Raw genomic sequence first — 24,317 nt, 5'->3', positions numbered from 1 at the left:
CTCGGAACGTAAACATGGCAAAGCGACACAACGATAATTTACCAATTAGCGATATTCTCAAAGAGTTTGTTGAGGCTAATAGATTACAATCTGGTTTAGACAAAGTAGATGTTAAAGATGCATGGGTAAAAATGATGGGAAATGGTGTAAACAATTACACTACAGATGTCACATTGGATAAAGATGTGCTCTATGTGGCATTAAGTTCTAGTGTGCTACGAGAAGAATTAAGCTATGGAAAACAGAAAATTGTTGACATGCTTAATGAATCTATTGGTAAAAAAGTGGTTAGTAAATTGGTGTTGCGATGATTTTTTCTTCGGAAATATTTTAACATCATAATTTTTATGTCAAATACATCAAAAATCCTTTTCGTTTGCTCAGCAAATAAACAACGTTCAAAAACTGCTTCCGATTATTTTTCTGAAAAACTATCATCTTTTGAATTTGATTCCGCAGGAACAAATCATAAAATTTGCAATAAAGAAGGCACACAACCATTAACCGAAAACTTAATGGAATGGGCAGATTTGGTTATCGTTATGGAAGAAAAGCACAGACAAATTATCACAAAAAATGGAGGTTCTCATTTCCGAAGAAAAATAAAAGTGTTACACATTCCAGATCATTATTCATATTACCAAAAGGAATTAATTACATTATTAGAGGAAAAAGCTGAACCATTAATTGAAGACAGCTTTTAAATAGTTAAATTAATTTCAGTAATTTCAAAAACTAATTCCAACCACATGAAACGAGCATGTTCAAAAATCTTACCACCTAAGAAAATGATTAATAGCGAACAACATGTGACCATTGAAAAACAATAAATATAACCACATGAAATACATCAAACTCCTCATAACTTTTGTACTCACAATTGTTGTGTTTTACGCACTCAACACAAAACTAGGTGCTGTGCCTCCAATTGGTAAATTTTTAGATCCTGCAGGTGGTGTGTGGCAAAATGAAACTAATGAGGTTATTGACGGAAATGTGAATATTAAAGGCTTGTCTGCTCCAGTAACCATTCATTATGATGCACAATTAATTCCGCATATTTTTGCTCAAAACGACATTGATTTATACAAAGCACAAGGTTACATAACAGCAAAACATCGCTTGTGGCAAATGGAATTTCAAACGCATGCTGCTGCAGGACGTATTTCTGAAATTATTGGAAGTGACGGACTAACTTATGATCAAACTGCTCGCAGACGAGGTATGGGATTTGGTGCAGACCGATCATTAGAAAAAATGCAAGAAGATCCAGAAACTGTTGCTTTTTTGGAAGCCTATCGTGATGGTGTTAATAACTATATAGAATCATTAGATACTAAAAACTTACCCGTAGAATATAAATTATTAGACTATAAACCAGAACCTTGGACCACAAAAAAAACAGCACTTTTACTCATGTATATGACAAAAATGCTGGCTGGAGGAGACGATGATTTAGAATATACCAATATGTTACGCAAATTTGGCAAAGAGCGATTTGACCTCCTATTCCCTGACTTTTTTGATATTAATGATCCAATAATCCCGAAGGAAACAGATTGGAGTTTTATTGACGTTAAAATGACCAAAACGCCTCAAGGTGAATTACCACAAGACACGATTGCACAAACCATTGTAAAACCACATCCAGATAATGGTAGTAATAATTGGGCTGTGTCTGGAGCTAAATCTACAACCGGAAACCCAATTCTTGCTAACGATCCTCATTTAGGTTTGAAACTCCCTTCTATTTGGTTTGTCATGCAATTGAGCACACCAGAGCACAATACTATGGGAGCAACACTACCTGGAGCTTTAGGAGTGATTTCAGGATTTAACACACATATTTCTTGGGGAGAAACTAACGCAACTCGTGATGTTTTAGATTGGTATAAAATTGAATTTAAAGACGACACTAGAACACAATATAAATATGATGGAGGTTGGAAAAACACAACAGTTCGTGTTGAAGAAATTAAAATTAAAGGTGCTGCAACCGTTTTAGATTCTGTGATTTACACACATCATGGTCCAGTAACTTATGATCATAATTTTATGAGTGATAATGAGAAATCTGGCTACGCTATGAGATGGATAGGTCATACAGGTGGTAATAATCAGCGACCATTTTTAGCATTAAACAAAGCAAAAAACTATGATGATTATGTCAACGCTATAAAAAACTACACTGCTCCAGCTCAAAACTTTGTATTTGCATCTACAGAAGGTGATATCGCTATTTGGATACAAGGCCTTTTTCCTAATAAATGGAAAGGACAAGGGAAATTTTTATTGGATGGCTCTAATCCGGATCATGATTGGCAAAGTTACATTCCGCAAGCGTTTAATGCACATTCTAAAAACCCTGAACGTGGTTTTGTGAGTTCTGCAAATCAGCATCCTGTTGATGAGAAATATCCGTTTTATATATTTAATGATGGATATGAAACGTATAGAAATCGTGTGATAAATGATTTCTTTAGATCAAAGAATAAATTTTCGGTAGAAGACTTTAAAAACCTTCACAATAATAACTACAATTTAAAAGCTGCTGAGTTATTACCTTATATGTTTAAGACTATGGATGTGAGTAGCTTGACTTCCGAAGAGAAAGAGATTTACAATCAAGTGAAATCTTGGGATTTTAATAACGATATTGAAAAGCTAGGACCTAGTATTTGGAGAGCTTGGTGGTATAAATTGTACCCAATGATTTGGGATGAATTTGATAGCGAAGCAGAAGCGATGATGTCTCCTTACACCTATCAATCTATTTATTTAATGACCAATCAGCCAAACGATCCCTTTATGGATATTATAGAAACACCAGAGAAGGAAACTGCTCACGACTTGTTTTTACTAGCATTTAAAGAAGCTGCAAAAGAACTTATAGACTGGAAATCTTTAAATGGTGATTATAATTGGCAAGCTTACAAAGCGACTCGTGTTGGTCACCTTTTGCAAGGTTTACCTGCCTTTTCTAGATTTGATTTACCCATTGGTGGAGATGCAAGTATTGTTAATGCAACTTCAGAAACACATGGTCCATCTTGGCGAATGATTGTAGAAATGAGTTCGCCTCCCAAAGCTTTAGGGATTTATCCAGGCGGACAATCTGGTAATCCAGGAAGCACCTATTACGATAATTTTGTTGATGATTGGGCAATTGGCAAATATCATGAATTAAATTTCATGCAAAATGCAACTGCAACAGATCAAATTATAGCAACACAAACCTTAACACCTAGCAACTAATTATGAACAAGCAAATTATTTTAAACTTCGTTGTTACCATGATCATAGCTGTAATTTTATCGTTGACGTTACCTTGGTGGTCTGTGATGGTTGCAGGATTTGTATCTGCATTATTTTTTAATCTGAAACGTGCTGCTACATTTGTTGTGCCTTTTCTTGCTATATTTTGCTTTTGGGCCATCTATGCGTTTATCATAAGTAGTGCTAATGATTTTACTTTAGCTAAAAAGATTGCTATACTCCTACCTCTTGGCGGAAATCCCTATGCGTTGATTTTAGTCACAGGTTTAGTTGGAGGATTTGCAGCAGGTGTTGCTGCTATTTTTGGAAATATGCTTGGCAGTTTAGTTAGGAAGTAGTTGAAATACAAAGATTTGTTGTCAATATATCATTTATTAAAATTAAAGATTTGCTATCTTAGCACATAATGTGGATATAGTTAATACCTATATCCAATTGTTGGCGGTAATAAGAAAAAACCATAGAACAAATAAAGAACATATGAAAATATTAAAGCAAATAGGAAAGTGGTTTTTGATTTTACTGGGAGCAATTGTTGCGTTTACTTTAGTTGTATTACTAATAATTCGAATCAATAGTTCTGGAAACGAAGAACCTTTTTTAGACCAAAACGGTAATGTTCTTCCGAATAGTATCGCTCTGCACGAGGATATGACAATAAATGGAGTACCTCAAAGGATTACCATTAGAGGAAAAGACAAGAATAATCCCGTATTACTTATAGTTCACGGAGGACCAGGAGCGCCAATTTTACCTGTAATTTACAAACTCACAGGTGTTGATTTGGAAGATATATTTACAGTTTGCTATTGGGAACAAAGAGGCTCTGGTCTAGCCTATAATGATAGTATACCTGATTCGTCCATTACTTTAAACCATATAGTAGATGATGGTTTGCAACTATCAGAACACTTAAAAAAGACTTTCAAAAAAGACAAAATTTACATTGAAGGTTTATCGTGGGGAACAGCGGTAGCAGCTTACATGGTTCAAAAACAGCCTGAATTATATCACGCCTATATTGGTAGTGGTCTTATGGCGAATCTATCACTTTCAGAAGAATTATCTTATGAATTTGCAATGTCGGAATCACAAAAACACAATGACACCATTTCAGTCAATCAATTAAAACAAATTGGAAGACCACCTTATGTGAAAAACTCAAAAAATTCCGTAGCTGAAGCCTTTGAAATAGAACGAAAGATTGTAATGAAGTATGCTCCGATAAAATTAGAAACCGATTTTAATTTTATTAAAAGTATGTTTTTAGATAATGGATTAACGTTTAGCGAAAAATTTACAGATATGATAAATAGTCCAGAATCCTACTATCCTGCAGCTAAGATTTTACAACCTACTGCAATCGATATGAATTTAATGCGTGATATTCCTGAATTGAAAGTACCAGTTTATATATTACAAGGAGACAACGACCATTTTACCGAAACGTCCGTAGCAAAAGCATATTTTGATTCACTTATTGCGCCATCTAAAAAATGGTTTTTATTTGAAAATGGAACACACGGAGTACAAGTTGAATATCCTGAAAAATATCGTTCAATTTATATCAATGAAATACTTGGAAAATAATTACTACCGCCAACACCGTATATAGTTTATTGCTAGTTCTAGCCTACTTACGAAAATCCTTGCGGATTTTCTTGGTTGGTAATTATTTACTAAATTAGTTGCTTAAAACACGCAACAAACCATATACAACAACGTTAGCCTTTATTATGAAGAAGTGCCTTTTATGCCAAGAAAGAGAAGCTGATAAAACAGGTTCTCACATAGTACCTCACTTTTTATTAAAACGAATTGACAACCAAATTGGAGCAAAAGGGAGAGATAAGGAGTTAGGATTTGTTATTGGTAAACTTGAAACAAAAAGCTATTTTGGAAGAAACGTACTTCCCGAAGAATTAGAGAAAGTTTACGGAGAAGTTAATGACGAATTAATTGAAAATAATGACATTTCTTTTATTGTAGACAACTTCTTTTGTTCTACTTGCGAAACAGAATTGGGAAAGTTAGAAAGTGAATATGCCTTAAGTTTAAAGAAAACTGCAAAAAGGAACACAAATTATACTAGTGTTAAAAACAAAGCAATAGGATTTATATTCTGGATATCAATTATTTGGAGAATATCAATACTGGAAAACAGTGGATTTAAACTTAAAACGAAAGAAGAAAATAAATTAAGGAGAATTTTAAAAAAATATTTAGCTAATTCAATACTAGATAATAACGACCAAGATTTAAAAAACATAGGATATAAGTTATTAAGGTCACCTAATTATCCCGAAGGTTTAGCTACATTTCTTCATTGTTCACCTTTTAACGTTAGACCGTATTCATTTATAATTGACGAGTATATTTTATTTTTCTATTTTAAAAGCACATATTTAAATGCAATGCCATCAACATTTTATGGTTCAGAAATTTTAATAAAAGATGCAGAATATAATACACCTTTTACGTCAGAAACAATATTATCAATCAGCGATATTGACTTAAAAAAAATAATTCAAAATTTTGTAAATCACGGAGCAAGTATTAGAATGAATGAATATGTTGAAATCCTTGACGAATTACATCGAAAACTAGGTGGAAAAGGTAAAATGGATGAAAAATTAAAACAAAAAATATTAAATAACATAGCTTCAAGTACTGAACCAATAGGAAAAAAAGATAGTATGGAAAATATTAGAAAAATTATAATTACGACAATGATGGAAAATAACAAAGGCTAACACCGTATATAATTTATTGCTGGCTTCTCGCCTACTTACGAAAGTCCTCGCGGATTTTCTATCTAGTGATTATTTGCTAAATTAGGTACTTGAACACGCCACTAATCTTATACAATTCCGTTACCCACAATATTGACCCGTCCTGAATAAAGGCGACATAATTCTATTTTACAAGAATATTGGTTACATTTTTGCAATTCCAAAAAGTAAGTTTTTAATAACTGATTTAAAACATAAACTCTAATGTTATAAAATAAAAACCTTAGTAATAAAATTACTAAGGCTTTTAAATAAAACTAACTATTCAAATAAAATTAATGTGCGTTTTCGTAGATAGTAACAGTACCACTATCTTCATTAGAAACTACCAATAAGGCCTTTCCACTTGGACTATCTTCAGCATTTATAGCTAATAATCCTTCTGGACCTTCATCGCCTGTATGAGATAAAAGATTTAAAAATTGAGGTGCCATTGGATTAGTAATATCATATACCAAAACTTGATCGTTACGTTCTAATCCTACAAATAATACATAGCGTTCATTGCCAATATTCAAAACCTCTACACTTTCTGGCTCAGCTCCTTTATCATCACTTCTATCGTCATCGTCATTAAATCGATCTGGCGTTGCATTTAAAGTTTCAATAGCAATACTATTACCACTATCATAAACCAAACTTCCACTAGTTGACCAAATACTAAAAGAACGAGCGCCATAGCTATAAACAACATCATAATCACCATCATTGTCTGTATCACCTAAAGTTGTTGTTGTTTTTAATCTTCCAATGTTTATTTCATTTTGATAATCTTCAGATACAGGAAAAGCAGTTTCATCTAAAACTAAATCATCAACACGCTCCTCCTCACTAAATCCATCATAATCTCTAGCATCACCTTCATTTGCCGATATTATATAATTAATTCCGTTTATACTTACGCTTACAATAGCATCAGGTTGAAACATTCCATAAACAGGCCAATTTTTAAGTTCTTTTATACCATCTCTATCACTTGCATCAATTGCATTTCCTGCTATACTATAATCTTTATACCCTAAAGGATAAATATTTGTTATTGTTTTAGTCACTAAATTTATTTCGGCTATACCATTATTTTCTTGCAATGATACCCAAGCTGTATTTGAATCACTAGAAATAGCAACATATTCTGGTTCAACATCCTGTGCTAAATTTGCATTTGGCCCAAAAACTCTAAACCCCTGATTTTCAAGCGTGCTCTCTTGACTATTAAAAGATGAAAAATCTAATGTAATCACAGAAGTATCTGTAAGGTCAATAATACTTATTGTTCCTTCTGGATCGTTTGTATAATCGTCGTTGGGTTCACCTTCATTTGCTGAAATAATTAAATTACCATCGTTTGTAAACGTAACCATATCTGGCAAAGCACCAACAGTAAATTGATTAAGTATTGTATTGTCTACTGTATTAAACACTAAAATTTTTCCAGGATTTTGTTTTGGGTCAGCCTCTACTGCAACTGCTAATCTTCCGTTATTAATCGCAACACTATTTGGCGCTCCAAAAGAATTTAAATCAATTGGTTGCTCTTGAACAGGTGCATTTAAATCTGAAATATTTGTGATAGATATTTGGTTGGACTCAACATTAACGGTAAATAGTTTTTTTGATATTGGATCATAAGCTGAAATCTCAGAAGCACCTTCTCCTCCAACATTTATGGATGTTTTAAACTGAAAATTAACTGTAGTATCTACAATTGGGTTTTGGGTTGTATTGTCATCATCATTATTACAACTCATTACTAAAATAAGGCAAAATGCCATAATTAATTTACTGAAATTCTTCATTTTTGGTTCGATTTTATTTAGTTACAAATATGGTTTTTAAGTATGATGTTAGTGTTAATGAAATATGATGTTTCTATTAGGATTTGCTTTTGATTGTAAACTAAACATTTCGTTATCCAATAATTACCTAGTAAATCTTTTAGTTACTTAAATTTTCGATTAACAATAAAAGTGAAGTCTGAATTAAACGTGTTACAACACCGTGTATAATTAATTGCTTTGGCAAGTGCTTATTTGGAAAATTCCTTCGGAATTTTCTCTGGTACGTATTTGTTTACTAATTTAGTTGCTAAATCACGCAACTAACCATACACAACACGTTGTAATTCATTATCAGAAACCGCTAACCAATGATAAAATTCTTTAGAAAAATTAGACAAAAACTACTTTCTGAAAATAAATTCAGTAAGTATTTGATTTATGCAATCGGAGAAATAATTCTAGTTGTTATTGGAATTTTGATAGCACTTCAGATTAATAATTGGAATGAGAACAGAAAAAGTTCAAAAATTCGGAATAATTACTATGAACAGGTGTTACAAGATTTAGCAAAGGACACTATTTATATTAACAGAAACATTATAAATCTCGACTCGCGTATTTCAAAGTATCAAAATTATTTAGAAAAGTTACCTAAAGCAGAAAGTACTAATGATGTTATACCTCTTATGGGTGCGCTAGATTGGACATTTGGATATACCAATTTTAATACAAACACCATAGAATCTTTAATATCTACAGGAGACATTAAGTTAATGCCAGATGAAATTAGGAATGCCCTACTAGATTTGAGAACTATTCAAAACGAAATTATTAAAATTACATCTGGGAATAATGATGTTTATTTAGAGGATAGCCAAAAAGCGATTGGTCTTGGACCTGCAAATTTTACTTTAAATGTTAATCCTAAATTATTAAATCAATTAATTAGAGAGCAAGATATTATTTCAGCTATTAATATCACAAATGGAACTTTTATACTAAAAAATTTTACAGAAAAGAACTTATTAAAGGATATGCAAAATTTATTAGAATCCACAAAAGAATTATCTGAATTAATCGGCGAAGAGTTAGAAAAATAACAAAAGCACAACAACGTGTATAATTCATTGCTAGTACTCGCCTACTTGGAAATTCCTTCGGAATTTCCTCTAGTTCGTTTTAGTTTACTAATTTAGTTGCTGAAACACGCAATATACCATATACAAACACTTTGTACTTCATTACCAGAAACCGCTAACCAATGATAAAATTCTTTAGAAAAATACGCTACGACCTTATGGGAAAAAATAACGCTGGAAAGTATATAAAGTATGCTATTGGAGAAATTGTATTGGTCGTTATTGGAATTTTAATTGCGTTGAGTTTAAATAATTGGAATGAATCAAGGAAAAATGAGATAATTAAACAGCAGTTAATTGAAGACTTAATTGTAGAATTACAATCATCGAGGGTTATAATAAATGATGCTATTGCCCTTGGTGATTCTCTAATTGCAGACGGTCAATTGTATTTAAAACATATTGGATCTAAAGAATTGACAATTCAAATAGATTCACTGAAAAAACTTGGAAATTTTATAACATATGGTATTCCTTATGATCTCAATTTACCAATTTATGAAGATTCAAAATCGTCAGGCAGGCTTAGTATGATTAATAATAAGAAAGTACTCATACTTTACGCTGAGATAATGTCTGCCGACATTGGTGGATCCATTCACCGTAAAATTAGTAATGATATGTATTATAATGGTTCTGACTGGGAACTAAGAAAAGAAATAGGATTAAGCGAAATTTTATCTACGCCTAATGAAATGATACCTGAAAGATTTAGATTAACTGAAAAAGAATTTTTGGAAATCCTTGCACGTCCTTCTACGTTTGCCACGTTAAATAATTCTTTACAGATGAAAGTTGTAAGGATTAATTATATGAATAGAATAAGCAATGGAATGACAGAAGTTATTGGATTACTTGAAGAAGAAAAAAAATAATCTTAAGTTATAAAAAATAACGAAAGCACAACACCGTGTATAATTAATTGCTTGGTCACTGCCGACTTACGAACATTCCTGCGGAATATTCTATCTGTGTTTTATTTGCTAATTTAGTTGCTTAACCACGCAACAAAACATACGAACACGTTGGCAAACATTACACAACTCACTTAAATAAAAATAGTGTTTAATATGAAAAAAACTATTGGAATAATAACAATAATTATTGGTTATTTAATGAGTTGCTATAGCATTCTTTTTATAACTGCTAATGATTTAAAAAAAGCAAGCATTCATTTTAATCGTCAAATTGAAGTATTGGGAATTGGACTTTTGGTTTTAGGAGCTATATTATTTACAATTGGCTTATTATTAATAGTATATAAGTCAAAACTGGAAAAGCAATAAAAAAGTAAATTGAAAATAACTGAGTTTAGTTAATTCTGGAATTATCAGTCAGACAGAATTAAACTAAAAGTAACAATCTATATCTGAATTCGTAACTTCTTGTTCAATTCAAGAATGATTTGGTAGTTACTGTTCATAATGCAACTGAATAAAAAAAACTATTTTCAACAATGGATGAAAGTAAATCTAATAAAGAAGAAATAGATATTTATAAATCATTCAAGCACTTAACCTTGATTTTAGGAGTTTCTGGTTTATTATACGAATTATATATATTAATTTGGAGCATTAATGAGGCTGTAAAAGGAATGGAATTGACAGGTTCAGGAAGAGCTCAATCTGAATTTTTCTTAATGCCTATGCTGTTTTATGGAGGTTCGATAGCATTGACAAGCTTAGTACTTATTTTTATAAATGGCATCATTGATTTAATTAGAAAAAATAATTTTTATCAATGGAATTTGAAATTATATCTACTTTTAATTCTGATTTTTATAATTCCTGTTTTCACATTTTTCATACTACCTAGCTTAATGTATTTAGGATGGAAATAAAAAACGATTTGCCAACAACCTGTATAAAAAATTGCTAAATTAGTGCTTAAACAAAGGTAGTTGCATTTTTGTTACGTCTGAATTTCCTTCGGAAATTCCTCTCATTCAAAATCGCAACTAGCCATACTCAACACGTTGTGCTTCATTACCACAAACCGCTAACCAATGATAAAATTCTTTAGAAACATTAGACAAAAAACTCTGAATGAAAATAAGTTCGGAAAATATCTGACTTATGCAATTGGAGAAATAATACTTGTAGTCATTGGAATTTTGATTGCATTAAGTATAAACAATTGGAATAATAATAAGCAATTACGTAGTACAGAACATGTGTATTTGTTATCACTACAAACTGAATTTAAAACAAATCTTAAAAAGATAAATGACTGTATAATAGAAAATGAAGCACGAATAAATTCCGTAGAAAAAATGCTGACTTTATTTGATGTTGATGTTAGTGACACTACAAGTGATAAAACAATATCAGATATTATGTTTTCTATTTTTGGTGGCGAAGCAACCTATCAACCTTCAAAAGGTGTATTAACTGATATTATCAGTTCTGGAAACCTTAATTTAATTCAAAATGAACATTTAAGACAAAGTCTAGCTTCATTTGAAAGCACATTGGTCTTTTTGAAATTGCAAGAAAATAATATAAGATCTTCTAAAGAGAAAATGCAAAACTTATTGAATAAAAATGGTAGTGTCAGAAAAGTGCTAATACATAGAGGTATTAATTTTGAACATCCATCAATTTCCGATACGGCTAACAATAAAAATTTATTCAGTTTGATTGAATTTGAAAATGAACTCTTAAATTACTATTTGACTACCAAAGCAACAAACGGTCCAAGGTTTTTTGGTGGAATAAAAGAGCATATAGAACAAATTTTAGTTGAAATTGATGCTGAATTAAAAAAATAACGAAAGCACAACAATATGTTTAATTAAAAGATCAGTCTATCTATACTTGTAAAACCCTACAGACTTTCCTAAGGTTCGTTTTCTTTTATTAACTTAGTTCTCGACAACACAACTAACCATAAATAACACGTTAGCAAACATTAAAGATCAACAACTATGAAGAGATACATAATTATAATATTATTAATAATTAATAGTGCTTGTTCTTCCCAAACGCCAATTATTGAAGCTAATTCAAGTTTAGTTGATATTAGAGATGGTGAAATTTGGAAAAAAGGTGGTTGGTCATTAGCACCAGAAGTTAAACCAGATATTTATAAAACTGATGTCATAACTTCAAAGAAAGTAACATTTTATACAGATTTAGATTCTATATCGTTTACTGTGGAGCCTAAAAAAGAATATGATTTTATTATTTTATTAAATAAAAAAGATACGTGTTGGACTCAAATAAATACAATACCTCATTTTGATTTTAATAATAAATATATTCAGAAAAATAGCGGAAATTACAGCTTTGAAATTCCAGAAGTTCAAGAATTAGTTCATCTTATTTTTGCTTTAACACCTACTGGAATGGATGATAAAAATATGGTAAATCATCGTACAGCATACTATGAAGAAATTTTAGAAAAATTTTCAGCTTATAAAAACGAACCTATAATACTTAAATTAGATACTTTATTAAAACAAGGTTATTATTCAAGGTTAAAAATGGACGCTTGTGGATTTTATTTTGAAGAAAATCAGATAAAAAAAGATTCAGTTTATAAAAGACTTAGTTGGAATGGTGTAAATCAAATTGAACCTTATATATCTGAAATAGAAAGTTTTGGAAAAAAAATAAAATTTAGAAAATTCTACGCTGAACATAAAGAATACTACTCTAATCTTACTTCAAAAATTGAAAAACAAATGCCAATTAAAAAACAATGGAATTGGCTGGAACGACAATTTGATTTGAAGTATGATAATTATAGAATTACATTTTCACCTTTAGTAGAAGGAGGTCATTCAACTAACAATTTTATACAAAATAATTTTAAACAAACCGTTATGTTCGTTTGCGGACCAACAGAAAGCACAAAATATAACGAAGAAATTATTGAGGGATTAATGACTCGGGTTGTATTTACCGAAATAGACCACAATTATGTAAATCCAATATCCGATAAATATCAGAATGAAATTAATAATAGCATGAATGACCTTTCAAAATGGACTACAAAAGATGCTTTAAGCAATTATGGAAATTCATATTTGGTGTTTAATGAGTATATGACTTGGTCAATATTTACATTGTATGCTTTTGATAATTATAAAACTGAAAATTTTGAATTTATCAACAATCAAGTTCAGTTACAAATGACAGAACGTAGAGGTTTTATAAAATTTGAAGAATTTAATAAGAAAATGTTTGAATTATACAAAGAGAAATCACATGATGAAAGTATTAAAGATTTATATCCAAAAATTCTTTCTTGGTGCCATGACCAGTAGAATAACGTTTGCTAACACAATAAATAATTTATTGCTGGCTTCTTGCCTACTTGCAAAAGAGCTCGCAGACTTTCTATTAGGTTTGTATTTGCTAACTTTATTGCACAAACAGGCAAAGAATTCATACACAAACACATTATGCTACATTAAAACCAGTCATTAACCAATGATAAAATTCTTTAGAAAAATACGATACGATCCTATGGAGAAAAACAAAACTAGTAAACCTGCCTTGCCGGCAGGCAGGTATTTAAAGTATGCCATTGGTGAAATTGTACTTGTAGTAATTGGAATTTTAATTGCGCTTCAAATAAATAATTGGAACGAGCAAAGAAAAACTAAAATTGATGAAAAAGAATTATATGGTCGTATTTTAGTGGATTTGCAAATCGATGAAAATCGAATAAAAAGAACACATTGTATATTATAATGAAGATCAAGAAATTCTTAATAATATTTACCAAGAAACCCAGAGTCTTTTAATCAATGATTCTATAACTGAATTCAGTACCATTAGAGCTGCAAGAATATTTGATCTGATCCTAACTGTAAATTATTCAAACTTAACCAAAGAAATCAAAAGACGCCAAATTTTAGATAATATTGACCATTATTTTTTACTAGAGCAACATGTAAAGGACGCATTTAAAATGATGTCGGAATTTAAAGAAGAACATTTAAAACCATATCTAGCAAAACATGGAATCAATGATACTAAAGAATTATTCAACAATCACCAATTAAGCTATTATGAGCTTAGAGAAGAAAGTGTGTTTTCCTATTCAAAATTTAAAGAACAATATGGTACAGTGGAATTAGATCAAATGCTGTTCGATTTAGGCATAAGAACATCTTGGGCTAAAACAGCACTAGAAGATCTATTAAAAACAAATAAAAACCTTCAATTGGATTTAACAAACGTATTGAGAACAGAACCATTTAATTGATAAAAATTAACTAAAACTCAACAACATTTGTAATTTTCGCCAAAATTAACACCTCACGCTACAGCGTAATACACTTCAAAATCAGATTGGAAATATATAATACTACCATTTCCTAAAGCATTACTAATTGATGAGATAAATCAATGATCATCTAAATTGGCATCTACTAAAAAGTAAATGCATGTACGACCATATGCACGAGAATCTATATAAAAACTAAAATAGTATTAATGAATAGAATACATTCGTTCTTCGGAATGACAAAAAACAATAAATTGACTATTCTTTAAAAATTGTTCTTATCGTGATTTCCCATAACTTTGCAATCAAATTGCAAAACCATTTGAAAGAACTACTCAAACAACTAGAATTATTTTTTAAAAGCTCTAACTTTTACAAAGGCATTCGTTTAGGTGTAGGTATTGTGGTTCCTTTTATTGTATTCTACTTTTTTGGTTATTTTGAATATGCGTCTGCAATAGTAGTAGGTGTTTTTTTAAATGCACCTGGTGATATTCCTGGAAGTGTAAAACGTAAAGTCAATGCTATATTAATCAGCATTGGATTAACGATGGTAATTACAGCCATCATTTTACTCTCAAAACCATTTCTTCCATTATTATTAATTGCCATTGCTGTGATTTCATTTGTGGTTTCGCTCATTTCAGTATATGGATTTAGAGCGTCTATGGTATCATTTTCTGGTTTATTAGCTATGGTATTAGCGTTTGCAATTCAAAAAGAAACTGCGCAAGATATCTTCATTCAGGTTGGTTTAATGGGACTTGGCGGACTTTGGTATTTGGTCGTATCATATGTATTTCAAAAATTAGCACCAAGAAAGGATCAAGACCAGTTATTGTCTGACACACTGCTTTTAATTGGTGAATATCTAAAATTACGTGCCAAATTATTAACTAAAACTACTAAGCGAGACGAGATTATTAAGCAAACTTTTGTGCTTCAGAATCAAATCAACGAAAAGCATGAAACACTTCGAGAAACCTTATTTACTGAACGTAAGCGTTCAGGACGTTCTCGCTATGAAGAAAAACAATTACTAATTTTTATTTCTTCAATTAATATATTCGAATTAATAGAAGCTACGCATTTGGATTATAAAATGATAGATCGAATTTTTGGTGAGCGAAAAGAATTTTTAAAAGCATCAAAAAAATTGAATAAAACTATGGGAAATCATCTCATACGTTTATCGGAATTATTAATTCAGAATGATAAAATACCGTCTAAAGATGAACTTTTAACTGCCTTATCAAATGCTAATAACTCTATAAATAATTACATTGAAACGGTCAAATTACCTAAAGCACGCGAAGGCGCTTTAATATTGAAAAACTTATACGATTACCAAGAACATCTGTTGCAAGAAATAAGAGCTATAAGACGTGTGATGGCTAATGTTAAAGATGCTTCTAGAGTTTCGGTTAAAAGGCAAGATTCGAGTCAGTTTTTAACGCTACAGGAATATAGACTTAATGTTCTAATTCAAAATTTAAGTTTAGATTCTACCATATTTAGACATTCATTACGACTTACAATTTCTATTGTATTTGCATATCTGTTAGGTTACTTTTTAGACATTCAAAACACTTATTGGATTCTATTAACCATTATCGTTATCATGCGACCAAGTTATGGTCTTACCAAAGAACGTTCTAAAGATAGAATCATCGGTACACTCATTGGTGCTGTAATTTCTGTTGGAATTGTATTGATTACTCAAAATGTAGTCGTCTATGCTGTATTGGCAATAGTCTCATTGATATTAGCTTTTTCATTAATTCAGCAAAATTATAAATCTGGAGCTGCATTAGTGACCATAAGTGTTGTCTTTGTATATTCTTTACTTAATCCTAATGCTTTTGAGGTTATTCAATATCGTGTTATCGATACCATAATTGGAGCTACAATTGCAGTTGTTGCCAATTATCTAATTCTACCAAGTTGGGAAGCTAATAATCTAAAGCTGGTTATTTGTAAAGCTATAAAAATGAATAATAATTATCTTTTAGCAACACAAATGCTTTATCAAGATAGTAAAGCACACAAACACGCTTATAATTTAGCAAGGAAAGAAGCGTTTTTAGCTATTAGTAATTTGAATGCCGCTTTTCAAAGATTAACACAAGATCCTAAATCTAAGCAGAAAGAATTTCAACTTATTTATAAAATTGTAACACTCAATCAGACCATGATTTCTGCAATTGCATCTATAGGTAGTTTTATTATTAATCATAAAACAACTCCTGCATCACAAGAGTTTAATGTGCTTATTAATAAAGTGTCTAGTACATTACAAATGACATATGGTTGCTTAGAAGATACTGAAAATAAAAATACAATTGAAGTAGAACCTGTTGAAGATGCTCAAGAGAAGTTATTTGGCAAATACCAGCAATTATCAAATTTACGCGATGAAAACATTAAACAAGGTCATACAGATTTAGACACTGAAACACTTCATAACCTACAAGAAGCCTATTTGATTGCCAATCATATGGATTGGTTAAAAACACTTTCGGAAAGTCTGAAACATGCAACTGAGCAATATCATTCTGCTTTAGTGGACAATTAATGACAGCTTTATCATATTTAATAATAAATGATTAACTTAGTTTGTGTTACATTTCAGCAAATGAAAACCGTAAATTAATAACACATAACTTTTAGTATGAGTACCACAAGCCACCATGACGAGCGTATAGCAAATATGAAATTCTTCTCAGTGTATCCACATTACGTCACAAAAGTTGAAAAGAAAGGCAGAACCGTTGAAGAATTACACCAAGTCATAGAGTGGTTAACTGGTTACAACGAAGGAGACTTAAAACAACACATTGAAGATGAAATTACGTTTGAGACCTTTTTTAAAAATGCAACAATTCACCCAAATGCGCATCTCATAAAAGGTGTTATTTGTGGGTATCGTATTGAAGATATCACAAACACATTAACAAAACAAGTACGATTTTTAGATAAACTAATTGAAGAGTTAGCGAGAGGTCGTAAGATGGAAAAGATTTTGAGAGTTGAGAAATAGACACATAAAAAAAGCGCAACCAATGGTTGCGCTTTTAATATATTATAGAAGTTTTAATTAAAACATCTCTCTTCCTGAGAAATGAAAAGCACCTTCAATAGCTGCGTTTTCATCGCTATCACTTCCGTGAACTGCATTTTCTCCCATAGAAGCTGCGTATAATTTTCTAATTGTACCTTCTGCTGCATCATCAGGATTTGTAGCACCAATTAAAGTTCTAAAATCTTCAACTGCATTATCTTTTTCTAAGATAGCAGCAACAACTGGTCCTCTTGTCATGTACTCAACTAATTCACCGTAAAAAGGTCTTTCACTGTGTACTTCGTAAAATGCTTGAGCATCACGAGTTGTTAAGTGTGTTAATTTCATTGCAACGATTCTAAATCCTGAAGCAGTGATTTTTTCTAAAATTGCACCAATATTCCCTTTTTCAACAGAATCTGGTTTAAGCATTGTAAATGTTCTATTTGTAGCCATTTTATTCTTTGTTAAATTTTGTGCAAAAGTAATGTATTTATAAAGAAATGCAAGTTTATCTTAATAGGTATTTATGGATTTTAAAATCGTCATGATTCAGGTAATGAGATAATCTAAGCCTGTTTAATTTCAGCTTACAAGGATTTTAAAACCTTGTAAGTATACTTTATATTCAAAAAATATGCAGAATAACAACAAGTAAATTCTTTATAAATATTTAGAAGGTTTTTAAAACCTTGTAGGATAATTATGAAGATGAAGCAAAAACAGTTAACATAATTATAAAAAATAAACATTCAAAAGAAGTTAAAAAACAAAAAAATGTATCTTCGTAGCCTATGAATAAAGAAGACATTAAAAACATAAAAGAACTCTTAAGTTCTCCAAAAAAAATTGTAATAATTCCACATAAAAATCCAGATGGTGACGCTATTGGCTCAACACTTGGATTGCTACATTATTTAAACACATACAATCATGATGCTGTCATAATTGCTCCAAATGATTATCCAGATTTTTTAAAATGGATGCCTGGAGAAGATTCTATTTTAAAATATGATCATCAAAAAGACGAGTGTGATGCATTACTCATTTCCGCAGAACTTATCTTTACTTTAGATTTTAATTCTCTAGGAAGAATTGGACAAATGCAAGATGCTGTGGCAAACACTAAAGGCATAAAAATCATGATTGATCATCACCAACAACCTGATGATTATGCTAAATTCATGTACTCTGATGTGGCCATGTCTTCTACTTGTGAAATGGTTTATAATTTCATAGATATGTTAGGTGATGCTGATAAAATTGATGCTGATATTGCAACATGTTTATACACAGGAATCATGACAGATACTGGATCATTTCGTTTTCCATCAACGACAAGCGCAACACACAAAATCATAGGAAACCTTATTGAAAAAGGTGCTAATAACTCCCAAATTCATAACAATATTATGGATACCAACAGTTATGAGCGTACGCAATTGTTAGGTAGAGCGTTGAGTAATTTAAAAGTTATTCCTGAATATAGAACTGCATATATTACGCTAACGCAAGAAGAACTCAACAGTTTCAACTTTAAAAAAGGTGATACAGAAGGATTTGTAAATTATGGTTTATCTCTAAAAGGGATTATTTTTGCTGCTATTTTTATAGAAAGTCAGCAAGATAATATCATCAAAATCTCGTTGCGTAGTAAAGGTGATTTTTCTGTTAATGAATTGTCTCGCACTCACTTTGAAGGTGGTGGACATACCAATGCTGCTGGAGGAAAAAGTGATTTAAATATGAGCGATACCATTGATAAATTTATTAGTATCTTGCCTCAATATAAAAAAGACCTCAAAGCCTAATGAAATATATAACTCTTCTCATAATAGCTGTGCTATTTTTTAGTTGTAAAACGCCTGAAGCGCGTCAACCAGAGTCTGTTCAGTCTGGTTCTTTCTATAAAGAATCTGCAGAGCGTAATAAAAAACTAAACGCACGAGAACGCACAAAAATTGAAGCTATAATGGCTCAAAATCCCGAATATGATTATGTTGCTTCCAATAGCGGATTTTGGTATAGATACCATACAAAAGTTGAAATAGATACTCTGACTGCAGGTTTTGGTGATGTCATGGACTTTAATTACGATGTCAAAGACCTTGATGGTAACACCATATATTCTGAAAAGGAACTAGGTGATCAAACTTATATCATGGATCAACAAGAGATTTTCACAGGTTTACGTGAAGGTTTAAAATTGATGAAGCCTACAGAAACTGTAACCTTTCTTTTTCCGTCGCAAAAAGCATATGGGTATTATGGTGATAAAAATAGAATTGGAACAAATATTCCATTAATAGTAAAAGTAACTTTAAATAAAATAACACAAAAAACCAATAATTAGAATGAAATTGATTAGTAAAACACTTCAAATTTTAATGCTATGTCTAATAGTAACTCTAGTCTCTTGTAAAGAAGAATATCCTGATTTAGAAGACGGACTCTACGCAGAAATAGTAACAAGTAAAGACACAATGATCGCTAAATTATTTTACGACAAAGTGCCTGTAACTGTGGCAAATTTTGTTGCATTAGCTGAAGGAAACCATCCAATGATGGCAGATGAATTTAAAGGAAAACCTTATTATGACAGTTTGACATTTCATCGTGTGATGGATAAATTTATGATTCAAGGTGGTGATCATACTGCTACAGGTGGTGGAAATCCAGGATATAAGTTTACAGCAGATTTTGACCCAACATTAAATCATGATAAACCAGGAATGTTATCTATGGCAAATGGTGGTGGATTTAACACAAACGGAAGTCAGTTTTTTATAACAGAAGTTCCTTACCCTAGTTTAAACGCTTATGATGATGATGGTAATTTAAAACCTTGTGAGCAACGTGGTGTTAGCTGTCACTCTGTATTTGGTGAGTTAGTAAAAGGTATTGAAGTACAAGATGCAATTTCTAATGTAGCTGTAGAACCAAGATCAAATAAGCCACTTGAACCTGTATATATTTATAAAGTAAATATAATTAGAAAAGGATCTGCTGCTAAATCATTTAATGCTGCAAAAGTTTTTGAAACTGAATTACCAAATGTAGAAGCTGGAATTAAACAAATTCAAGAAGATCAAAAAGCAAAAATTGAGCAAGAAAGAATAGAACGTGAAGAGAAAAGTGCAACAGCAGCAGCTGCAACAAAACCTATGTTAGATGACTATGCAACAAAAACAACGGCTTTAGCTTCTGGACTTAAAAAATTAGTATTGAAAGAAGGAACTGGTCCAAAGGCAAAAGCTGGAGATTCTATAAGAGTTTTCTACGAAGGTTACTATACAGATGGTCGTTTATTTGATAGTGATCGTGTTGAAATCGCTAAAAATTATGGCATGTTTAACCAAAGACGTGCAGACGCTAATGCTTATGGTCCTACAAAAATGTTAGTAAGCCCAAATGCTCAAATGATTGCTGGATTTAAGGAAGCTTTAGCTGGTTTAAAAACTGGTGAGAAGGCATTCTTTTATATGCCATCACATTTAGCATATGGAGAAAGAGGTAATAGAGGAATACCTCCAAATACCGACTTAACATTTATTGTTGAGATGATTGATATTGTAGAGAAAAAATAAATTATTACAATACTAAAAAAAGGCGATTTCTAATAGAAATCGCCTTTTTTTATATAAACTATCTGATTGTTATTTCTTCGGAATGTTCTTTAATATTTCAAGAACAAACTCCCAATATTTTTGAGCCGAAGAGATCTGTGCTCGCTCATCTGGAGAATGTGCTCCTTTTATATTTGGTCCAAAACTAATCATATCCATATCTGGATAATTAGTTCCTAGAATCCCACATTCTAATCCTGCGTGACAAGCAGCAACATGTGGTTCTTCTCCATTATTTAATTTTTTATAAAGTGGTACCATCACTTTTAGAATATCGCTATCCATATTTGGTTTCCATCCTGGATAATCGCCTGCAAACTCAACCTCGCATCCTGTTAATTCAAAAGTTGCGCGTAACATATTTGCCAAATCCCATTTAGAACTCTCAACCGAACTTCTCGTTAAACATCCAACCTTAATTGCACCATCTTTTACAATTACACGAGCAACATTATTAGACGTCTCAACCAAATCTTTAATGTCTGCACTCATACGATGCACACCATTTAAAGCCGCATATAATGCTCTAGTCAAACCTTCTTGAACTCCTAAATCCATGATATGTGTAGGCGTCTCAGTTCTTGACACTTCAATCACCATATCTGGTTCCATGGTTTTATATTCTGTTCTAATTTCTTCGGAAATAGCTTCCATATCAGAAACGAAAGCTTCTTCATGAATAGCATCTACAGCAACAATAGCATTGCTTTCTCTAGGAATTGCATTACGAAGACTTCCACCATCAATTTCCGAAATACGCAAACCATAATTCTCAAAACCATCAAACAACACTCTATTCATGATTTTATTGGCATTAGCTAATCCTTCGTGAATTTGCATTCCGCTATGTCCTCCTTGCAATCCTTTTACTGTAATTTTAAATCCAATTTTAAACTCAGGTGTTTCCTCCTGCTCATAGGTTCTTGTTGCAGTAACATCTACGCCTCCTGCACATCCTACTCCAATTTCATCATCTTCTTCTGTATCTAGATTTAAAAGAATTTCACCATTAAGCAAACCTCCTTTTAATCCCATTGCTCCTGTCATTCCTGTTTCTTCATCAATTGTAAACAAAGCTTCAAGAGCTGGATGAGCAATATCTTTACTTTCTAAAATTGCCATAATAGTTGCAACGCCTAATCCGTTGTCTGCTCCAAGTGTAGTTCCTTTTGCACGAACCCAATCACCATCAACATGCATATCAATACCTTGAGTATCAAAATCAAAAACAGTATCATTATTTTTTTGATGCACCATATCCAAATGCGATTGCATGACGATAGCTTTACGGTCTTCCATACCTGAAGTCGCAGGTTTTTTGATAATCACATTACCAACTTCATCTTCTATAGTTTCTAAACCTAAGCTTGCTCCAAAGTCTTTCATGAATTTAATTACACGCTCTTCTTTTTTAGAAGGTCTTGGTACTGCGTTTAGGTCTGCGAATTTATTCCAAAGGGCTTTTGGTTCTAGTTGTCTTATTTCTGCACTCATATATTGTTAATGATTTTAATAATTTAAAATTTTGAGATTTTCCACTTCGGAAATATCAACTCAATCTTCTATTTTGCAAAGTTACAAATTGTAGGATAATTAGACGAGTTTGGTCTGTATGTATTTATCGTTCTCATTGTTTGACTAAAAACCCTCCTAATTCAGCATAGCTGAATTGTCCTCCCTTCGAAAAGAAGGAAGGAATTTGATATGGATCAAGATATTTCTGATTGTCAATTCAATTTAATCATAGATAACAATGTTAATCAAGTTCAAATAGATTCTATTAAAACCATTCTGAAAACAACAGGAATAACTAGTATGTTTAGAATCTATAATAATGATGATATAGATTACTCAAAAACAGATTGGTTATCAGATTTTGAATGGTATGGTATTTATGAGGAGTAAACTATTTGAGTCAGTTTACCAAAGCGTAAATTCCGTAAAAAATGAATTGCAGTGAAGGCTTAAACAAAAATCGTAGTAAGATTAATTGATTTTAAAATTCAAAAAACTTAAATACTTACTAGATGAATCTAAGTATTACTACTCCTTATTATTGTGCCGAAGCAAAAGAAATTTTTAGAAATATACGGTTCAGTTTTGATTTTTTTGGTTCGTTTTTTTATCAAGAAAAAAAATGAACATTAATAACTAACTAAACAAAACAACCACTCTCGCTACTCCTGATTGTAGTGATAGCCTTTTGGAACAAAAGCTATAACGAAAAGCAGGAAACCAAATTCACTAAAAACAACATTGAAAAGGTTCTAAAAAAAACCTATTTTTGAATCATGCTCAAACACAAAAAACTCATCATTGCTTTATCTATTATTCCTCAGATTATACTTCTGAAAATTTTAGCGCACTACCCTGCTTTTGTAGAGTCTGTATATAGTCATGGTATTTATATTTGGATTTCTAAAGCAATGCGTTATGTATTTGGCTGGTTACCATTTTCGGTTGGTGATGTGTTATATACGTTGTTGAGTTTATATATATTGAGGTGGTTATATCTCAATAGAAAACGCATTATTAAGGACACCAAACATTGGTTTTTGGATGTATTGGCTGCAGTTTCAGTAGGTTATTTCGCATTTCATATGCTTTGGGCTTTTAATTATTACCGATTACCACTTCACCAATCTTTAAAAATTGATCACGATTACACAACCGAAGAATTGGTAGATCTAACCCAACAGCTCATTATTAAAACAAATGCATTGCAACTAGAATTAGCTAGAGTTGATTCTCTTAAAGTGATTATGCCTTATTCCAAATCTGAGATTTTAAAAATGATTCCAGATGGATATGATAAATTATCAAAAGTGTTTCCATATTTAGAATATAAACCTAGAAGCATCAAAAAGTCGTTGTACAGCGTGCCTTTAACTTATATGGGTTTTTCTGGATATTTAAATCCGTTTACAAATGAAGCACAAGTTGACGGATTGATTCCGTCGTATAAATTCCCAACTACAGGAAGTCATGAAGTTGCGCATCAATTAGGTTATGCAGCCGAAAATGAAGCTAATTTTATTGGTAGTATGGCAGCAATGCATCATCCTGATGTGTATTTCAATTATTCTGGACATGCGTTTGCTTTACGTCATTGCCTAGGAGAAATATACAAAAGGGACAAGACCATATATGAAGAATTATTGCCACAACTACACAAAGGCATTTTAAAAAACTATCAAGAAGTGAGAGACTTTTGGGATGGTTATCAAAACCCAACAGAGCCTTTATTTAAAGCTACTTACAATAACTTTTTAAAAACTAATAATCAAGCTGGAGGCATGGAAAGCTATAGCTATGTTGTTGCTCTTTTAGTTAACTACCACAAGGAGCATCCTTTAGATTAGTAGTTATCATCTTCGGAAACGTTAAAACTCCAAATTTTCTTACGT

Annotated in this window: 23 protein-coding genes and 1 pseudogene; 21 read left to right on the top strand and 3 right to left on the bottom strand. The window is 31.5% G+C overall.

The genetic code is table 11. The features are described 5' to 3' along the window. Positions 1-14: 14 nt before the first annotated feature. From WNY78_RS13340 to WNY78_RS13315, 6 genes are all read left to right on the top strand, one after another. On the top strand, positions 15-311 hold the full coding sequence (locus WNY78_RS13340; RefSeq protein ID WP_342873705.1) for a DUF721 domain-containing protein: 297 nt from the start codon (positions 15-17) through the stop codon (positions 309-311). A 36-nt stretch (positions 312-347) separates the two neighbouring features. After that, the gene (locus WNY78_RS13335) at positions 348-704 is read left to right on the top strand and encodes a phosphotyrosine protein phosphatase (RefSeq protein WP_342873704.1); all 357 of its coding nucleotides are present in this window, start codon (positions 348-350) and stop codon (positions 702-704) included. A 136-nt stretch (positions 705-840) separates the two neighbouring features. Then, positions 841-3,255 carry a penicillin acylase family protein gene (locus WNY78_RS13330; protein ID WP_342873703.1) on the top strand — a complete coding sequence of 805 codons (2,415 nt, stop codon included), beginning with the start codon at positions 841-843 and terminating at the stop codon, positions 3,253-3,255. 2 nt (positions 3,256-3,257) lie between these two features. Next, complete coding sequence (locus WNY78_RS13325) at positions 3,258-3,614, top strand: hypothetical protein (protein ID WP_342873702.1); 357 nt, start codon at positions 3,258-3,260, stop codon at positions 3,612-3,614. 142 nt (positions 3,615-3,756) lie between these two features. Beyond that, on the top strand, positions 3,757-4,866 hold the full coding sequence (locus tag WNY78_RS13320; RefSeq protein ID WP_342873701.1) for an alpha/beta hydrolase: 1,110 nt from the start codon (positions 3,757-3,759) through the stop codon (positions 4,864-4,866). Between the two features lie 98 nt (positions 4,867-4,964). After that, positions 4,965-6,029, top strand: a complete 1,065-nt coding sequence (locus WNY78_RS13315) for a hypothetical protein (protein ID WP_342873700.1) — start codon at positions 4,965-4,967, stop codon at positions 6,027-6,029. Positions 6,030-6,343: 314 nt separating this feature from the next. Here the strand turns inward: WNY78_RS13315 and WNY78_RS13310 are convergent, their stop codons facing one another. Beyond that, on the bottom strand, positions 6,344-7,864 hold the full coding sequence (locus tag WNY78_RS13310) for a choice-of-anchor I family protein (protein ID WP_342873699.1): 1,521 nt from the start codon (positions 7,862-7,864) through the stop codon (positions 6,344-6,346). Positions 7,865-8,214: 350 nt separating this feature from the next. Between WNY78_RS13310 and WNY78_RS13305 the strand changes: the two genes are divergently transcribed. From WNY78_RS13305 to WNY78_RS13260, 10 genes and pseudogenes are all read left to right on the top strand, one after another. Next, positions 8,215-8,946 (top strand): DUF6090 family protein, encoded by a 732-nt coding sequence (locus WNY78_RS13305; protein WP_342873698.1) that lies wholly within the window; start codon positions 8,215-8,217, stop codon positions 8,944-8,946. Positions 8,947-9,107: 161 nt separating this feature from the next. Beyond that, on the top strand, positions 9,108-9,860 hold the full coding sequence (locus WNY78_RS13300) for a DUF6090 family protein (RefSeq protein ID WP_342873697.1): 753 nt from the start codon (positions 9,108-9,110) through the stop codon (positions 9,858-9,860). Positions 9,861-10,055: 195 nt separating this feature from the next. Next, entirely contained in the window at positions 10,056-10,271 is a 216-nt protein-coding gene (locus WNY78_RS13295) for a hypothetical protein (protein WP_342873696.1), read from the top strand. Positions 10,272-10,441: 170 nt separating this feature from the next. Beyond that, positions 10,442-10,825 (top strand): hypothetical protein, encoded by a 384-nt coding sequence (locus WNY78_RS13290; RefSeq protein WP_342873695.1) that lies wholly within the window; start codon positions 10,442-10,444, stop codon positions 10,823-10,825. 165 nt (positions 10,826-10,990) lie between these two features. Continuing rightward, positions 10,991-11,755, top strand: coding sequence for a DUF6090 family protein (locus WNY78_RS13285; RefSeq protein WP_342873694.1), 765 nt, complete (start codon positions 10,991-10,993; stop codon positions 11,753-11,755). A 156-nt stretch (positions 11,756-11,911) separates the two neighbouring features. After that, positions 11,912-13,255, top strand: a complete 1,344-nt coding sequence (locus WNY78_RS13280) for a DUF4932 domain-containing protein (protein WP_342873693.1) — start codon at positions 11,912-11,914, stop codon at positions 13,253-13,255. A gap of 202 nt (positions 13,256-13,457) precedes the next feature. Next, positions 13,458-13,595: pseudogene (locus tag WNY78_RS13275) on the top strand (DUF6090 family protein); the annotation flags it as partial. Between the two features lie 313 nt (positions 13,596-13,908). Next, positions 13,909-14,202 (top strand): hypothetical protein, encoded by a 294-nt coding sequence (locus tag WNY78_RS13270; RefSeq protein WP_342873692.1) that lies wholly within the window; start codon positions 13,909-13,911, stop codon positions 14,200-14,202. 343 nt (positions 14,203-14,545) lie between these two features. Next, positions 14,546-16,798 (top strand): FUSC family membrane protein, encoded by a 2,253-nt coding sequence (locus WNY78_RS13265; RefSeq protein WP_342873691.1) that lies wholly within the window; start codon positions 14,546-14,548, stop codon positions 16,796-16,798. A gap of 96 nt (positions 16,799-16,894) precedes the next feature. After that, entirely contained in the window at positions 16,895-17,263 is a 369-nt protein-coding gene (locus WNY78_RS13260) for a DUF2200 domain-containing protein (RefSeq protein ID WP_342873690.1), read from the top strand. Positions 17,264-17,320: 57 nt separating this feature from the next. Here the strand turns inward: WNY78_RS13260 and WNY78_RS13255 are convergent, their stop codons facing one another. Then, on the bottom strand, positions 17,321-17,740 hold the full coding sequence (locus WNY78_RS13255; RefSeq protein WP_342873689.1) for a nucleoside-diphosphate kinase: 420 nt from the start codon (positions 17,738-17,740) through the stop codon (positions 17,321-17,323). A gap of 338 nt (positions 17,741-18,078) precedes the next feature. On the opposite strand from WNY78_RS13255, the gene WNY78_RS13250 reads away from it, so the two are divergent. Genes WNY78_RS13250 through WNY78_RS13240 form a run of 3 tightly spaced genes read left to right on the top strand, consistent with a single transcriptional unit; the run spans position 18,079 to position 20,871 of the window. Beyond that, positions 18,079-19,095: a bifunctional oligoribonuclease/PAP phosphatase NrnA gene (locus WNY78_RS13250; protein WP_342873688.1), complete on the top strand. Its 1,017-nt coding sequence runs from the start codon at positions 18,079-18,081 to the stop codon at positions 19,093-19,095. After that, on the top strand, positions 19,095-19,637 hold the full coding sequence (gene gldI, locus WNY78_RS13245; RefSeq protein WP_342873687.1) for a gliding motility-associated peptidyl-prolyl isomerase GldI: 543 nt from the start codon (positions 19,095-19,097) through the stop codon (positions 19,635-19,637). Before WNY78_RS13250 ends, gldI begins: the two co-directional genes overlap by 1 nt. 1 nt (position 19,638) lies before the next feature. Continuing rightward, on the top strand, positions 19,639-20,871 hold the full coding sequence (locus tag WNY78_RS13240; RefSeq protein WP_342873686.1) for a peptidylprolyl isomerase: 1,233 nt from the start codon (positions 19,639-19,641) through the stop codon (positions 20,869-20,871). A 69-nt stretch (positions 20,872-20,940) separates the two neighbouring features. Here the strand turns inward: WNY78_RS13240 and WNY78_RS13235 are convergent, their stop codons facing one another. Then, complete coding sequence (locus WNY78_RS13235) at positions 20,941-22,404, bottom strand: aminoacyl-histidine dipeptidase (protein WP_342873685.1); 1,464 nt, start codon at positions 22,402-22,404, stop codon at positions 20,941-20,943. 210 nt (positions 22,405-22,614) lie between these two features. Here WNY78_RS13235 and WNY78_RS13230 point away from each other — a divergent pair, with 210 nt between their 5' ends. Both WNY78_RS13230 and WNY78_RS13225 read left to right on the top strand, forming a co-directional pair. Further along, a complete protein-coding gene (locus WNY78_RS13230; protein ID WP_342873684.1) occupies positions 22,615-22,815 on the top strand; it encodes a hypothetical protein in 201 nt (66 codons plus the stop codon). Between the two features lie 386 nt (positions 22,816-23,201). Beyond that, the gene (locus WNY78_RS13225) at positions 23,202-24,272 is read left to right on the top strand and encodes a DUF3810 domain-containing protein (RefSeq protein WP_342873683.1); all 1,071 of its coding nucleotides are present in this window, start codon (positions 23,202-23,204) and stop codon (positions 24,270-24,272) included. Positions 24,273-24,317: the final 45 nt, after the last annotated feature.

Origin of the sequence: Psychroserpens sp. AS72 (assembly GCF_038900375.1) — a bacterium.
Lineage (GTDB): Bacteria > Bacteroidota > Bacteroidia > Flavobacteriales > Flavobacteriaceae > Psychroserpens.
This window is presented reverse-complemented; position numbering and strand designations above follow the sequence as displayed.